Below are 13,751 nucleotides of genomic sequence, written 5' to 3'. Positions count from 1 at the left end.
TGGATGGCATGAGCGACGCGAGGCCCGGGGGGCGGACGCCGCAGGACCCGCACCACTGGTACGACGACGACGCCGGACCGGTCGTCCGGCCCTACGCGATGACCCGCGGCCGGACCACCGCGGCCACCCGCCACCGGCTCGACCTGATCGCCGTGGTCGTGCCCGAGCCCGCCGCCGACGACCCCGGGCGTGACCAGACGCTGTCGCCCGAGCACGTCGAGATCGTCGAACGCTGCAGCGAACTCCCGCAGTCCATCGCCGAGCTCGCCGCCGGACTCGACCTCCCCGTCGGGGTGGTCCGGGTGCTGGTCGGCGATCTCGTCGACGAACAGCTCGTCCACGTGACCCGCCCCGTTCCGCCGGCCGAACTGCCGGACGTGAGCATCCTTCGCGAGGTGATCAATGGCCTTCGGGCGCTCTAGCCGCAAGCCGGCCCCGGTCGAGCCGGTGACCCTGAAGATCCTGGTCGCCGGTGGCTTCGGGGTCGGCAAGACCACCCTCGTGGGCGCGGTCAGCGAGATCAGACCGCTGCGCACCGAGGAGACCCTCAGCGAGGCCGGGCGGCCGGTCGACGACCTGGAGGGCGTGGAGGGGAAGTCCACGACCACCGTGGCCATGGACTTCGGCCGCATCACCCTGCGCGACGACCTCGTCCTGTACCTGTTCGGCACCCCCGGCCAGGACCGCTTCTGGTTCCTCTGGGACGAGCTGGCGCAGGGCGCGCTCGGCGCGGTCGTCCTCGCGGACACCCGCCGGCTGGAGGACAGTTTCGCCGCGATCGACTACTTCGAGCGGCGTGGCATCCCCTTCACGGTGGCCGTCAACTGCTTCGAGGGCGCCGCGCGTCACCCCGCGGAGGCGGTGCGGGGGGCGCTGGACCTCGACCCGGAGGTGGAGCTCGTGATGTGCGACGCCCGCGACCGCGAGTCGGTCAAGGACGTCCTGGTGACGGTCGTGCAGCACGCCCTCGTCCTGGCGGACCGGGAGCGGGAGCCGGTCGGCACCTGAGCGCCGCGTCGGAACGCGGACCACGCCGTACGAGGACCCGCGTCCGTACGAGGACCCACGTCCGTACGAGAACCCGCGTACGCACGCGGAGCACCGCCGCACGCGGAGCACGGCCGTACCCCCACCGACAGGGGTACGGCCGTGCGTTCATGAGGGGGCGGCCCTACGTCCCGTCCTCCCAGTCGAAGCTGCGCTCGACCGCCTTGCGCCACCGCGCGTACTCGCGCTCGCGCACCTCCGGCGCCATCGCCGGCGTCCACTCGACGTCCGCCCGCCAGTGCGTCTTCAGCTCGTCGAGCCCCGACCACACCCCCGTCGCCAGCCCCGCCGCGTACGCCGCGCCCAGACAGGTCGTCTCGGCGACCCGCGGCCGGATCACCGGCACGCCGAGCACGTCCGCCTGGTGCTGCATCAGCAGCCCGTTCGCCGTCATCCCGCCGTCGACCTTCAGCGTCGTGATCGGCACGCCGCTGTCCTGGTACATCGCGTCCACGACCTCGCGGGTCTGCCAGCTCGTCGCCTCAAGGACCGCCCGCGCCAGATGCGCCTTCGTGACGTACCGGGTGAGCCCGGTGACCACCCCGCGCGCGTCCGCCCGCCAGTACGGGGCGTAGAGCCCGGAGAACGCCGGCACGATGTACGCACCGCCGTTGTCGTCCACGCTCGCCGCCAGCGTCTCGATCTCCGCCGCGCTGCCGATGATGCCGAGCTGGTCGCGGAACCACTGCACCAGCGCCCCGGTGATCGCGATCGAGCCCTCCAGGCAGTACACCGGGTCCGCGTCGCCGATGCGGTAGCCGACCGTCGTGATCAGCCCGCTCTTCGACGGCACCGGCCGGTTCCCGGTGTTGAGCAGCAGGAAGCTGCCCGTCCCGTACGTGTTCTTCGCCGTGCCCGGGTCGTAGCAGGCCTGTCCGAACACCGCCGCCTGCTGGTCCCCGAGCGCGGAGGCGACCGGCACCCCGGCGAGCTGCCCCACGGCCGTCCCGTACACCTCGGCGGACGACCGGATCTCCGGCAGCATCGCCGCCGGGATCCGCAGGGCGTCGAGGATCTCCGGATCCCACTCCAGCCGTTCGAGGTTCATCAGCAGGGTGCGGGAGGCGTTGGTGACGTCCGTGACGTGCACGCCGCCGTCCACGCCTCCGGTGAGGTTCCAGATCAGCCAGGTGTCCATCGTGCCGAAGGCGATCTCGCCGCGCTCGGCCCGCTCCCGCAGCCCCGGCACCTCGTCCAGCAGCCAGGCGGCCTTCGGCCCCGAGAAATAGCTCGCCAGCGGCAGCCCGGTGGCCGCGCGGAAACGATCCTGCCCCACGGCGCCGCCCAGCTCCGCGCACAGCGCGGCGGTCCGGGTGTCCTGCCAGACGATCGCGTGGTGCACCGGCCGGCCCGTGGTCCGGTCCCACAGCACGGTCGTCTCGCGCTGGTTGGTGATGCCGAGCGCGCTGAGCCGGTCGGCGCTCAGCCCGGCCTTCGCCAGCGCCCCGGCCACGACGCCCCGGACCTTGTCCCAGATCTCCACGGGGTCGTGCTCCACCCAGCCGGGCCGGGGGAAGATCTGCTCGTGCTCGCGCTGGTCGACGGCGACGACGGAGCCGCCCTGGTCGAAGACGATGCACCGGCTCGACGTGGTGCCCTGGTCGATCGCGGCGACGTACGCGTCGGTCATGGGGTCTCCTCGCTCTCGGGGACGGCTCAGAAGGCCAGGGTGAACACGCAGCCGGCGAGGGCCCCGCCGATCAGCGGCCCCACGACCGGGATCCAGGCATAACCCCAGTCCGAGCCGCCCTTGTTGGGGATGGGCAGCACCGCGTGGGCGAGCCGCGGACCGAGGTCGCGCGCCGGGTTGATCGCGTAGCCGGTGGGTCCGCCGAGCGACAGGCCGATCCCGACGACCAGCAGCGAGACCAGCAGGATCGAGATGCCGGAACCGTAGATCCCGGCGTCCATGCCCGGGATCTGCCCGACGCCGATGCCGTCGTTCCGGCCGAAGGCGAGGATCGGCAGCACCAGCGCCACGGTCGCGATGACCTCGGTCGTCAGGTTCGCCGCCGGACTGCGGATCTCGGGGGCGGTCGAGAAGATCCCGAGCGTCGGCTGCGCGTGCTCGGCGTCCGCGTTGGCCGCGAACTGCGCGTAGTACGTCAGCCAGGCCAGCACCGCGCCGAGGAAGGCGCCGACCATCTGGCCGGCCACGTACACCGGGACCGTGTCCCAGACGCCGCTGTCCACGGCCACGCCGACCGTGACCGCCGGGTTGAGGTGACCGCCCGAGAGGGGAGCGGCCGTGTAGGCGCCGGCCAGGACCGCGAAGCCCCAGCCGAAGGCGATGACCACCCAGCCGGCGGCCCTCGCCTTGGAGAAGCGGAGGGTGACGGCGGCGCAGACGCCGGCGCCGAAAAGGATCAGGATCGCTGTTCCTATGGTCTCGCCGAGGAAGATGTCTCCGTTGCTCATGGCGGCTCCAGCTCCGGGTGGGAACGGTTCCATGACGGTGGGGGCGACGAGACGGCAGTCTTCAGCGGGACTGAGGGGGCGTCAAGGGATCTGACAACAGGTGCAGTTCGGACGCGTCGCGGTGGACACGGGGGACGGAAAGGTCAAGCGGGGGAGGGGCGCCGGGCGAACTCCACGGAAGAGGCGAACCTGAGAACCGCCGGGCGCCCGATGGCGTCGTCACACACGTGGACGGCCGGCCGGGGCCCACGGGGGTGGTCCCGGCCGGCCGTCCTCGCGCGTCGGTCAGTGCCCGGCCACGGAGCGGCGCACCACGGGGAAGTCGAAGTACGTGCTCGGGAACGGCTCCGGCTTGTAGGTGAAGTGCCACCACTCCTCGGGCAGGTTGACGAAGCCCTGCGCGGCCAGCGTGGACTTCAGCAGCTGACGGTTCGCGCGCTGCTCGCCCTGGATCCGCGGGTCGTCGGTGTGCGAGAGCGTGTCGAAGCAGTCGTACCCGGTGCCCATGTCCACCGAGTTGTCCGGGAACCGCTCGTCCTGCGGGGCGTAGCACGGCACCAGCGGCTCACCGGGCACGTACGGCCGCGTCGGCGCGGCCGGCAGCCGGACCAGGGTCAGATCGACGGTGGAGCCGCGGCTGTGCCCGGACTTCTCGGCGATGTACCCGTCCGCGAACAGCCTCGACTTGTCGACATGCGGATAGAACTCGGCCTTCGTCCGCTCGTCGGACAGGTCCTTCGCCCAGCGTACGAAGTGGTCGACGGCCCGCTGCGGCCGGTAGCAGTCGTACACCTTCAGCGTGTACCCCTGCGCACGCAGCGCGGTCTGCGCGCGGCGCAGCGCCTCCGCGGCCGGACGGGTCAGGATGCACAGCGGCTGCCGGTAGCCGTCGATGCGCTCGCCGACGAAGTTGTGCGGGGTGGTGTAACGCATCTCCTGGAGGATCGTCCGGTCGACCGAGCCGAGCGCCACGAACTCCCGTGGCGCCCTTGGTTCGGGCTCCGCGCGGGCCGCCGGAGCGGCGGCGGTGGCGGCGAGCAGACCGGCGGCGGCGAACACGCCCAGGGCACGGAAAGCGGAAGCAAGTCCTGTCATGCGCACCGTCTATCAGGTGGCGCCCGCCCACGGAAAGACCGCACGGACCACCGCCGGCATTGACTACCGTCGGCGTCGTGACGACGCACTCGATGAACTCCCACTGCTCCTACTGCGGCACGGCCTACCCCGCCGACGCGGCCTGGCCGCGCACCTGCCGCGCCTGCGGTGCGACGACGTACCGCAACCCGCTCCCGGTCGCGGTGGCCCTGCTCCCCGTGACCCACGCCGACGGCACCGGCCTCGTCGTCATCACCCGCACCATCGAACCGGCCCGCGGCCGCGTCGCCCTCCCCGGCGGCTTCATCGACCACGGCGAGGACTGGCAGCAGGCGGTCGTCCGCGAACTGCGGGAGGAGACGGGCATCGAGGCCCCCGCGGACGACGTCCGCCTGGCCGACGCCCTCAGCTCGCCCGGCGGCCACCTCCTCCTCTTCGGCCTCCTCCCGCAACGCGACCTCCACGCCCTCCCCCGGCCCCGCCCCACCGCCGAGACCACCGGCTGGCACCTCCTCACCGAGCCGACGGACCTCGGCTTCCCCCTCCACACGACAGCGGCGGCCCGGTGGTTCGCAGGGCAGTACACCGCATGACGCCGCCGCCACTCGTCACCGAGGCGACCGCCCTGTCCCTCGCCGGCTCCGGCCTCGTCCGGTACGCGATGGGCACGGCGCTGATAGGGGCCGGGGCGGACGCGACCGTGGTCGTCGTCGAGCCTGGCGACGATCCGGGAGTCAGCGGCGTCCAGGACGCCACCTGCGTGCTCGTACGCGGGGACAGGATTCCGGAACTGCACCCGCGGTTCGACTTCCTCGCCGCCCCGCCGCTCCATGTCTTCGCCCGGCTCGACGGGGGCTGCCTTCCCCTCGGCACCGCGCGGTGCCGGGGAATGTCGTCGGCGCCCGCCTCGTTCGACCGTGCCGAGCTGTGTCTGGACGAGCCGCTGACCCGCGAGGTGCTGGACACCGTCCGACCGGTCCCGGCGCCCGGGCGGGCACCGGCGCCCGTGGACTGGGTCGACCAGGTCGACACGGACCCGGTCCGGGCCCTGGAGTCGTTCGTCCTCGCATGGTTCCCCGAGACGGAACCGGCGGGCGGGACCGCGACGGCCGGACACGACGACCTGCCGGAGCCGTTGGCCGCCTTCCACCGCCTGGCCCGTCTCCGGCCCGCCCTGTACGGCTTCCACGACCCGGTGCTGGAAGCGCCCCGGCGCGCTGCCGGACCGCGCGGCGGCCGACTGGTCTTCGCCGTCCGGAGCGGGGCCGGCATGGACTGGTCGATCCCGTGGCCGACGGAGCGGGCCGACCCCCGGGTGTGGCACACCGAGGACCCGGAGGCCGCCGACCCGGCCACCACCCTCGAAGCGGAGCCGCTGAGCCGCTTCCTCCTGCAGTTCACCCTCTACGGAGCCATGCAGGCCGCGCCCTTCCACGCGGCGACCTACGTCATGCCGACGGCGCGCCTCGACCGGCTGCGGCCCCTGCTGCGCGCCGTACCCCTGAGCCCCTTCCTCCCGACGTACGAGGCCGAGACGTTCTGCGTGGCACCGGGCCTGCTCGCCGCGGTGAGCGGCGACGAGAAGGAGGCGGTGGTGAGCTTCGCCGCGCACCACCGAGGCACCCTGACCCCCCTTCTGCAGCACGACTTCGACTGGCTCACCTTCGACGGTTGACCGACCCCGCCGCCGCCCCCGACTCCACCGCCCTGGCGGCGGGGCACCACGTCTCCGTACGGCACCGGCGGCCCCTCGGCCAGGCGCATCGTCCGCCACGGACGGCCCCGAACCGAGCCCCGGCCCGGGCTCCCGCCGGACGGCCCAGCCCCGTCGGACCGGTTTCAGCCCGCCCCGGTGCCGTCAGCGTTCCAGCGCCCGGCCGGGGCCGCCCCGCCCCGGTCGGTCAGTCGCGGGCGCCGCCCCGCACCCGCACCCGCAGATCCCGTACGGGCTCCGTGCCCGTGTCCGTCACGCGTTCCACCAGCACGCGGCCCGCGGCGAGGCGGGTGGTGTAGCGCTCGATGTCCGCCGGATCCCAGCCGTCGCCCCGGTCGCGGACGACCAGGCCGCCGCCCGTCCGCCCCGCCGCCGGCGCCCAGGCCTCCAGCTCCAGCGCCCCGTCCGCGCCCCGCACCGGGAGCACCGCGCCCGCGCGGGCCAGCACCGGGATCCGGGACAGCGGGGCGTCCAGCAGCACCTGGCCCGGGCCCTCGTACACCCGCTCCGTCGCCGTGTCGTACCAGCGCCCCCGCGGCAGCCGCACCGCCCGCCGGTCCGCCCCGCGCGCCAGCACCGGGGCGACCAGCAGCGCGTCGCCCAGCAGGAACGCGTCCTCGCAGTCCCGCAGCGCCCGGTCCTCCGGCGCACCCCACCACACCGGCCGCACGTACGGCGCTCCGGTCAGCCGCGCCAGCTGCGCCAGCGTCACGAAGTACGGCCGCAGCCGCTCCCGCTCCACCAGCGCCGCCCGCGCGTGCTCCAGGACCTCCGGCCCGAACTCCCACGGCTCCCGCCGCCCCGCGTCGATCGCCGCGTGCGTACGGAACAACGGCAGCCACGCGCCCAGCTGGAACCAGCGCAGGTACAGCTCCGGCGACGGCGACCCGTCGAAGCCGCCGACGTCCGGCCCCGAGTACGGCACCCCGCACAGCCCGAGCCCCAGCACCAGCGACAGCGAGGCCCGCAGCCCCGGCCACCCCGTCGACACGTCGCCCGACCACGTGCCGCCGTACCGCTGCATCCCCGCCCACCCCGACCGGGTGAACAGGAACGGACGCTCCTCCGGGCGGAGCCGGCGCAGCCCCTCGTACCCCGCCCGCGCCATCGCGAGCCCGTACACGTTGTGCGCCTCGCGATGGTCCCCGCCCCGCCCCTCCAGCGCGTGCCGCGCCGACCGCGGCAGGGTCATGTCACCGAAGGGCGCGAAGGAGACCGGCTCGTTCATGTCGTGCCAGAACCCCGAGAACCCCTGCGCGAGCCGCTCCTCGTACAGCCCGCCCCACCACTCCCGCACCCCCGGATCCGTGAAGTCCGGGTACGCGCACTCGCCCGGCCACACCACGCCCCGCACCTCCTGCCCCCGCGCGTCACGCACGAACGCCCCCGCCGCGGCCCCGGAGTCGTACACCGGATCCCCCGGCTCCGCCTTCACCGCCGGATCCACGATCGACACCAGCCGCACCCCCTGCTCCCGCAGCTCCGCCGCCAGCCCCGGCAGATCGGGGAACCGCTCCCGGTCCACGGTGAACACCCGGTGCCCGTCGTAGTGGTCGATGTCCAGATGCACCGCCGACAGCGGCAGCCCCCGCTCCCGGTACCCGGCGACCACCCGCCGCACCTCCCGCTCGCTGCCGAACCCCCAGCGCGCGTGCTGCGGACCCAGCGCCCAGGCCGGCGGCAGCGCGGGCGCGCCGGTCAGCGCCGCCCAGCCGTGCAGCACCCGCGCCGGCGTGCCCACGACCACCCAGCACCGCAGCGGCCCGCCGCTCATCCGGACCTCACTGGTCCCCGGCCGGTCGTGCCCCGAGCCGTGCCCCTCCTCGCCCTCGGCGATCGTGACCCGCCCGTCCCACGTGTTGTCGTGGAAGGCCAGATGCGTCCCCGCGTCGGACACCACGAACTGCACCGGCATCGTGAGGTACAGCGGATCGTCGCCCGGCGCGAAGCCGCCCTTGGGATCGGTGTTCCACAGCCGGTACGAACCGTTCCGCAGCCGCGGCCCCGACGCCCGCCCGCCCAGCCCGAAGAACCGGGCGTCCGCCGGCAGCTCGCTCCGCTGCACCCAGCGCGCCGGCCCGCCCGCCACCGGCTCCCACCAGCGCGGCGGCAGGTCCCGGCGCAGTAAAACACCCCCCGGCGTACGGATCTCCACCGCCCCGTGCCGGGACACCGCCAGCGTCACCCGCTCCGACACCACCCGCCAGCCGCCGTCCGTGTCCGGCTCGAGCTGCGCCCGCACGTCCGGCTCCGGCGGCTCGCCGGCCAGCGCGTACGAGGGCGACGGCTCGGCCCCGTCCCAGCCCCAGAACACCGTGCCGCCCACCGACACACTGATCCGCAGCTCGGACCGGGCGAACCGGACGATCCCCCCGCCCGGCAGCGGCTCCGCCTCCCCGACCGGCCCCGGCACCCGGGCCCGCTCCGCCCCGCGCGCCTGCAGCCCCCACGCGTCGGTGCGACGCTGCCGCAGCGCCGCCCGCAGGCCCTGCAACCCCCGTACCGCCCCCAGCACCTTCACCGAACGCACCGACCGCACCACACCCTGCCCCAGCCCACGACCACCGTTCATGAGCCTCACCCTGCCATCCGGAGAAGGCCGGGAGAGCGGCGTTCAACTGCCGTTCACCCGTGGTGGGAGCACATATTCAGCCGCCGGACCATGGGCAGGGAACCCTGGTGCGAAAGACGATCACATGGCATCGTCCCTGTCAGCCGTGTCACGCGCACACCCCAGCCCGTGCGCGGACCACGCAGACCCCGCGTAGCAGCCAGGGAGCCGTACCCATGACGTCATCGCAGTCGTCGCAGCCGTCGCAACTGTCGTCGGAACCGACGCCGTCGCAGTCCTCGCCGGCCGAGCCGCTGTGGCAGCCGGACCAGGACCGCATCGACTCGGCCGCGGTCACCCGCTTCCAGGCCTGGGCCGCCGAACGCTTCGGCGCCCCCGCCGACGGCGGCTACCCGGCGCTGCACGCCTGGTCCGTCGCCGAGCTCGACACGTTCTGGCGGGCCGTGACCGAGTGGTTCGACATCCGCTTCGCCACCCCCTACGAGCGCGTCCTCGGCGACCGCTCCATGCCCGGCGCCGAGTGGTTCCCCGGAGCCACCCTCAACTACGCCGAGCACGCCCTGCGCACCGCCGACGAGCGCCCCCACGACACGGCCCTCCTCCATGTGGACGAGACACATGAGCCCGTGCCCGTCACCTGGGCCGAGCTGCGCCGCCAGGTCGGCTCCCTCGCCGCCGAGCTCCGCGCCCTCGGCGTCCGCCCCGGCGACCGCGTCAGCGGCTACCTGCCGAACATCCCGCAGGCCGCCGTCGCCCTCCTCGCCACCGCCGCCGTCGGCGCGGTCTGGACCTCCTGCGCCCCCGACTTCGGCGCCCGCAGCGTCCTCGACCGGTTCCAGCAGGTCGAGCCGGTCGTCCTCTTCACCGTGGACGGCTACCGCTACGGCGGCAAGGAGCACGACCGCCGCGCCACGGTCGCCGAACTCCGCGCCGAGCTCCCCACCCTGCGCGCCGTCGTCCACATCCCGCTCCTCGGCACCGAGGCCCCCGAGGGCGCCCTGCAGTGGGCGGACCTGGTGGCGGCCGACACGGAGCCCGCGTACGAGCACGTGCCCTTCGACCACCCGTTGTGGATCCTGTACTCCTCCGGCACCACCGGCCTGCCGAAGGCGATCGTCCAGTCCCAGGGCGGCATCCTGCTCGAGCACTACAAGCAGCTCGGCCTGCACTGCGACCTCGGCCCGCAGGACGTGTTCTTCTGGTACACCTCCACCGGCTGGATGATGTGGAACTTCCTCGTCTCCGGCCTGCTCACCGGCACGACCGTGGTCCTCTACGACGGCAGCCCCGGCCACCCCGACACCGCCGCCCAGTGGCGCATCGCCGAACGCACCGGCGCCACGCTGTACGGCACCTCCGCGGCGTACGTGATGGCCTGCGCCAAGGCGGACGTGCACCCCGGCCGCGACTTCGACCTGTCGCGCGTGAAGTGCGTGGCCACCACCGGCTCCCCCCTGCCGCCGGACGGCTTCCGCTGGCTGCACGACGAGGTCCGCGACGACCTGTGGATCGCGTCGGTCAGCGGCGGCACGGACGTCTGCTCCTGCTTCGCGGGAGCCGTCCCCACCCTCCCCGTCCACATCGGCGAACTGCAGGCCGCCTGCCTGGGCACGGACCTCCAGTCCTGGGACCCGGCCGGCAAGCCGCTGACCGGCGAGGTCGGCGAGCTGGTCGTCACCAACCCGATGCCGTCCATGCCGATCCACTTCTGGAACGACCCCGACGGCAGCCGCTACCACGACAGCTACTTCGACATGTACCCCGGCGTCTGGCGGCACGGCGACTGGATCACGATCACCGACCACGGCTCGGTCGTCATCCACGGCCGCTCCGACTCCACCCTCAACCGCCAGGGCGTCCGCATGGGCAGCGCCGACATCTACGAGGCGGTCGAACGGCTCCCGGAGATCCGCGAATCCCTGGTCATCGGCCTGGAGGAGCCCGACGGCGGCTACTGGATGCCGCTGTTCGTGCACCTGGCGGACGGCGCGACGCTCGACGAGCCGCTGATCGCCCGCATCAAGCAGACCCTGCGCACCGAGCTCTCCCCGCGCCACGTCCCCGACGACATCATCGAGGTCGAGGCGGTCCCGCACACCCTCACCGGCAAGCGCCTGGAGGTCCCGGTCAAGCGCCTCCTCCAGGGCACCCCGATGGAGAAGGCCGTCAACCCCGGCTCCGTCGACAACCCGTCGCTGCTGACCTTCTACACCCGACTGAAGCGCCCGCAGGGCTGAGCACCACCCCCTCGGACGGTCACTGTCAGTGCTCACGGTTACGGTGAGTGAGCACTGATCGGAACGTCCGAGGGGGAGCCATGCGCACGAACGGCAAGAACAGCTGGAACAGGAACAGGACCCGTAACAACAGCAGCAGGACCCGTAACAACAACAGCGAGAACAAGAACAACAGCAGCAGGAACAAGAGCGACAGGCGCAGGGGAGGGACCCGACCGCCCTCCGCCCCGCCCCTCCGCCGCGCCCTGCGCCGCGAAGTCGCCCGCACCCTCGGCGTCCTCGCCGACGCCGAGGACTTCGCGACCATGGCCGCGCGCTACCCGAGCTTCCCGTTCGACGACCACCTCACCTACCTCCACGAGGTCGACCGCCTGCTCAGGACCCTCGCCTCCCAGGGCGGCCACACCACCGTCGCGCTCTTCGACCCGCACGACTACGCCGACCACTGCGCCGACACCGGCAGCGACCCCGACACCCCGGCCGCCCGCAGCCGCTACACCGCCGCACTCGCCGCCACCGGCCCGCACGTCCCGTACACCGGCCAGCCGCTGGCCGAACTCCTCCCGGACCTCATCGACGCCGCGGTCCGCCACGCCACCCACCAGTACGCCGCCCTGCTCCTCGCCGAAGCCGGCGCCTGCGCCGAATGCGGCCAGGACATCGGCCGCGCCAGCCACGGCCGGGCCGTGCTCCTCCTGCGCCGGCTCCTCGACACCGCCGGACCCGGCGTCCACCACCTGGTGTGCAGCATCCCCGCTCCGGAGGAGACCCTGCTCGCCGTCCTCCACGTCGAGACGGGCCCCGCGCACCCGCCCCCGCTCCGACCCACCGGCCCCTGCGCGGAGTTCCTCACCGTCCTCGCCGCCGGCATCGCCCTCCACGGCCCCGGAGGACTCGTCCTGCGCACCTCCCGCCCGGGAGCCCGAGACCGCCTGCACGGCTGGCGACTCGACCGGGGCAACCTGATCCCGCTCACCGAGGCCGAGGTCTTCGACGCCTACTGCACCGACGCCGACACCGGCGAACCCCTCGCGCCCGAACCCCATGTCGACTACCGCGCCGGCTTCGACGTCACCCCCGACACCCCCTGGCCGGACCACCACTGACCCGGCACCGACCTGACACCGGCCCGACCCCGTCCGCGTACGAGCGAGGGGCTCCCCGCCACCGGGCGGGAAGCCCCTCGACACCGGGCCGCCGTCACAGAGACGGCCCTGCGGTCACTCGCCCGACAGCACCGCCTGCGCCGCGCGCCGCGCCTCCTCGGCGGAGTCCGCCGCACGCGCCGCGGCCGCCGCACGCTCGCACTGCGCCAGCGTGTACTTCGCAAGCGTCGCCCTCACGTAGGGGATCGACGCCGCACCCATCGACAGGGAGGTGACGCCCAGACCCGTCAGCACACACGCCAGCAGGGGATCCGAGGCGGCCTCGCCGCACACGCCGCAGCTCTTGCCCTCGGCCTTCGCCGACTCCGCGGACAGCGCCACCAGGTCCAGGAGCGCCGGCTGCCACGGGTCCTGCAGCCGCGACACCGCACCGACCTGCCGGTCGGCGGCGAACGTGTACTGCGCGAGGTCGTTCGTGCCCAACGACAGGAACTCGACCTCCTGCAGGATCGAACGCGCCCGCAGTGCGGCCGACGGGATCTCCACCATCGCGCCGAACTTCGCCCGCAGCCCGGCCTCCCGGCAGGCGTCCGCGAACGCCTTGGCGTCCTGGCGGTCCGCCACCATCGGCGCCATGACCTCCAGGTACACCGGCAGACCCTCGGCCGCCTTCGCCAGCGCGGTCAGCTGCGTCCGCAGCACCTCCGGGTGGTCCAGCAGCGTCCGCAGACCCCGCACGCCCAGCGCCGGGTTCGGCTCGTCGGCAGGAGTCAGGAAGTCCAGCGGCTTGTCCGCGCCCGCGTCCAGCACGCGCACCACGACCCGGCCCTCCGGGAACGCCTCCAGGACCTGCCGGTACGCCTCGTACTGCTTCTCCTCGGACGGCGCCTTCTTGCTGTCGTCCAGGAACAGGAACTCGGTACGGAACAGGCCCACGCCCTCCGCACCCGCCTCGACGGCCGCCGGCACGTCCGCGGGACCGCCCACGTTCGCCAGCAGCGGCACCTTGTGCCCGTCGGACGTCGCACCCGGACCGCTCGACGCCGCCAGCGCCGCCTTGCGCTCCGCCGCCGCGCGCTCCAGCTCGGCCCGCTTCTCGTCGCTCGGCTCCACGAAGACGTCACCGGTGCTGCCGTCCACCGCGATCACGGTGCCCTCGGCCAGCTCGGTCGCGCCCGGCAGCGCCACCACGGCGGGCACGCCCAGCGCCCGCGCGAGGATCGCGCTGTGGCTGGTCGGCCCGCCCTCCTCGGTGACGAAGCCGAGCACCAGCGCCGGGTCGAGCAGCGCCGTGTCCGCCGGAGCCAGGTCCCGCGCGATCAGCACGTACGGCTCGTCGCTGTCCGGCACCCCCGGCATCGGCACGCCCAGCAGCCGCGCCACGATCCGGTTCCGCACGTCGTCCAGGTCGGCCACTCGGCCGGCCATGTACTCGCCCGCACCCGCGAGCAGCTCGCGGTAGTGCGAGAAGGCGTCGTAGATACCGCGCTCGGCCGTGCTGCCCACGGCGATCCGGCGGTCGACGTCCGCGATGAGCTCGGGGTCCTGGGCGATCATCGCCT

Annotated in this window: 11 protein-coding genes (1 of these 11 cut by a window edge); 6 read left to right on the top strand and 5 right to left on the bottom strand. The window is 73.7% G+C overall.

The window, feature by feature from the left end; translation table 11 throughout:
• The first annotated feature begins 8 nt into the window (after positions 1-8).
• Both ACNJ93_RS03900 and ACNJ93_RS03895 read left to right on the top strand, forming a co-directional pair.
• Positions 9-422: a DUF742 domain-containing protein gene (locus tag ACNJ93_RS03900; protein ID WP_418955908.1), complete on the top strand. Its 414-nt coding sequence runs from the start codon at positions 9-11 to the stop codon at positions 420-422.
• Positions 403-1,008, top strand: a complete 606-nt coding sequence (locus ACNJ93_RS03895) for a GTP-binding protein (RefSeq protein ID WP_418955907.1) — start codon at positions 403-405, stop codon at positions 1,006-1,008. The genes ACNJ93_RS03900 and ACNJ93_RS03895 overlap by 20 nt, the downstream gene beginning before the upstream one ends.
• A gap of 163 nt (positions 1,009-1,171) precedes the next feature.
• Here the strand turns inward: ACNJ93_RS03895 and glpK are convergent, their stop codons facing one another.
• The 3 genes from glpK to ACNJ93_RS03880 all read right to left on the bottom strand — a co-directional run bounded on the left by glpK (position 1,172) and on the right by ACNJ93_RS03880 (position 4,560).
• The gene (glpK, locus tag ACNJ93_RS03890) at positions 1,172-2,677 is read right to left on the bottom strand and encodes a glycerol kinase GlpK (RefSeq protein WP_418955906.1); all 1,506 of its coding nucleotides are present in this window, start codon (positions 2,675-2,677) and stop codon (positions 1,172-1,174) included.
• A gap of 26 nt (positions 2,678-2,703) precedes the next feature.
• Positions 2,704-3,465, bottom strand: coding sequence for an MIP/aquaporin family protein (locus ACNJ93_RS03885; RefSeq protein ID WP_418955905.1), 762 nt, complete (start codon positions 3,463-3,465; stop codon positions 2,704-2,706).
• A gap of 285 nt (positions 3,466-3,750) precedes the next feature.
• A complete protein-coding gene (locus tag ACNJ93_RS03880; RefSeq protein ID WP_418955904.1) occupies positions 3,751-4,560 on the bottom strand; it encodes a M15 family metallopeptidase in 810 nt (269 codons plus the stop codon).
• A 92-nt stretch (positions 4,561-4,652) separates the two neighbouring features.
• Here ACNJ93_RS03880 and ACNJ93_RS03875 point away from each other — a divergent pair, with 92 nt between their 5' ends.
• Together ACNJ93_RS03875 and ACNJ93_RS03870 are read left to right on the top strand one after the other, a co-directional pair.
• The gene (locus tag ACNJ93_RS03875) at positions 4,653-5,153 is read left to right on the top strand and encodes an NUDIX domain-containing protein (protein WP_418961300.1); all 501 of its coding nucleotides are present in this window, start codon (positions 4,653-4,655) and stop codon (positions 5,151-5,153) included.
• Positions 5,150-6,235 (top strand): hypothetical protein, encoded by a 1,086-nt coding sequence (locus ACNJ93_RS03870; protein ID WP_418955903.1) that lies wholly within the window; start codon positions 5,150-5,152, stop codon positions 6,233-6,235. The genes ACNJ93_RS03875 and ACNJ93_RS03870 overlap by 4 nt, the downstream gene beginning before the upstream one ends.
• A gap of 226 nt (positions 6,236-6,461) precedes the next feature.
• On the opposite strand, the gene ACNJ93_RS03865 is transcribed toward ACNJ93_RS03870, so the two are convergent.
• Positions 6,462-8,846: a glycoside hydrolase family 31 protein gene (locus tag ACNJ93_RS03865; RefSeq protein WP_418955902.1), complete on the bottom strand. Its 2,385-nt coding sequence runs from the start codon at positions 8,844-8,846 to the stop codon at positions 6,462-6,464.
• Positions 8,847-9,061: 215 nt separating this feature from the next.
• Between ACNJ93_RS03865 and ACNJ93_RS03860 the strand changes: the two genes are divergently transcribed.
• Both ACNJ93_RS03860 and ACNJ93_RS03855 read left to right on the top strand, forming a co-directional pair.
• Complete coding sequence (locus ACNJ93_RS03860; RefSeq protein WP_418955901.1) at positions 9,062-11,083, top strand: acetoacetate--CoA ligase; 2,022 nt, start codon at positions 9,062-9,064, stop codon at positions 11,081-11,083.
• A gap of 80 nt (positions 11,084-11,163) precedes the next feature.
• Positions 11,164-12,189: a hypothetical protein gene (locus ACNJ93_RS03855; protein WP_418955900.1), complete on the top strand. Its 1,026-nt coding sequence runs from the start codon at positions 11,164-11,166 to the stop codon at positions 12,187-12,189.
• A gap of 114 nt (positions 12,190-12,303) precedes the next feature.
• Here ACNJ93_RS03855 and ptsP read toward each other — a convergent pair whose 3' ends face one another.
• Positions 12,304-13,751 carry the 3' portion of a phosphoenolpyruvate--protein phosphotransferase gene (gene ptsP, locus ACNJ93_RS03850; RefSeq protein WP_418955899.1) on the bottom strand. It continues 223 nt past the right edge of the window, so 1,448 of the gene's 1,671 nt are visible here — the last part of the coding sequence; its start codon lies off the right edge, out of view; it ends in the stop codon at positions 12,304-12,306.

It is taken from the genome of Streptomyces tritici (assembly GCF_048500665.1).
Lineage (GTDB): Bacteria > Actinomycetota > Actinomycetes > Streptomycetales > Streptomycetaceae > Streptomyces > Streptomyces tritici.
This window is presented reverse-complemented; position numbering and strand designations above follow the sequence as displayed.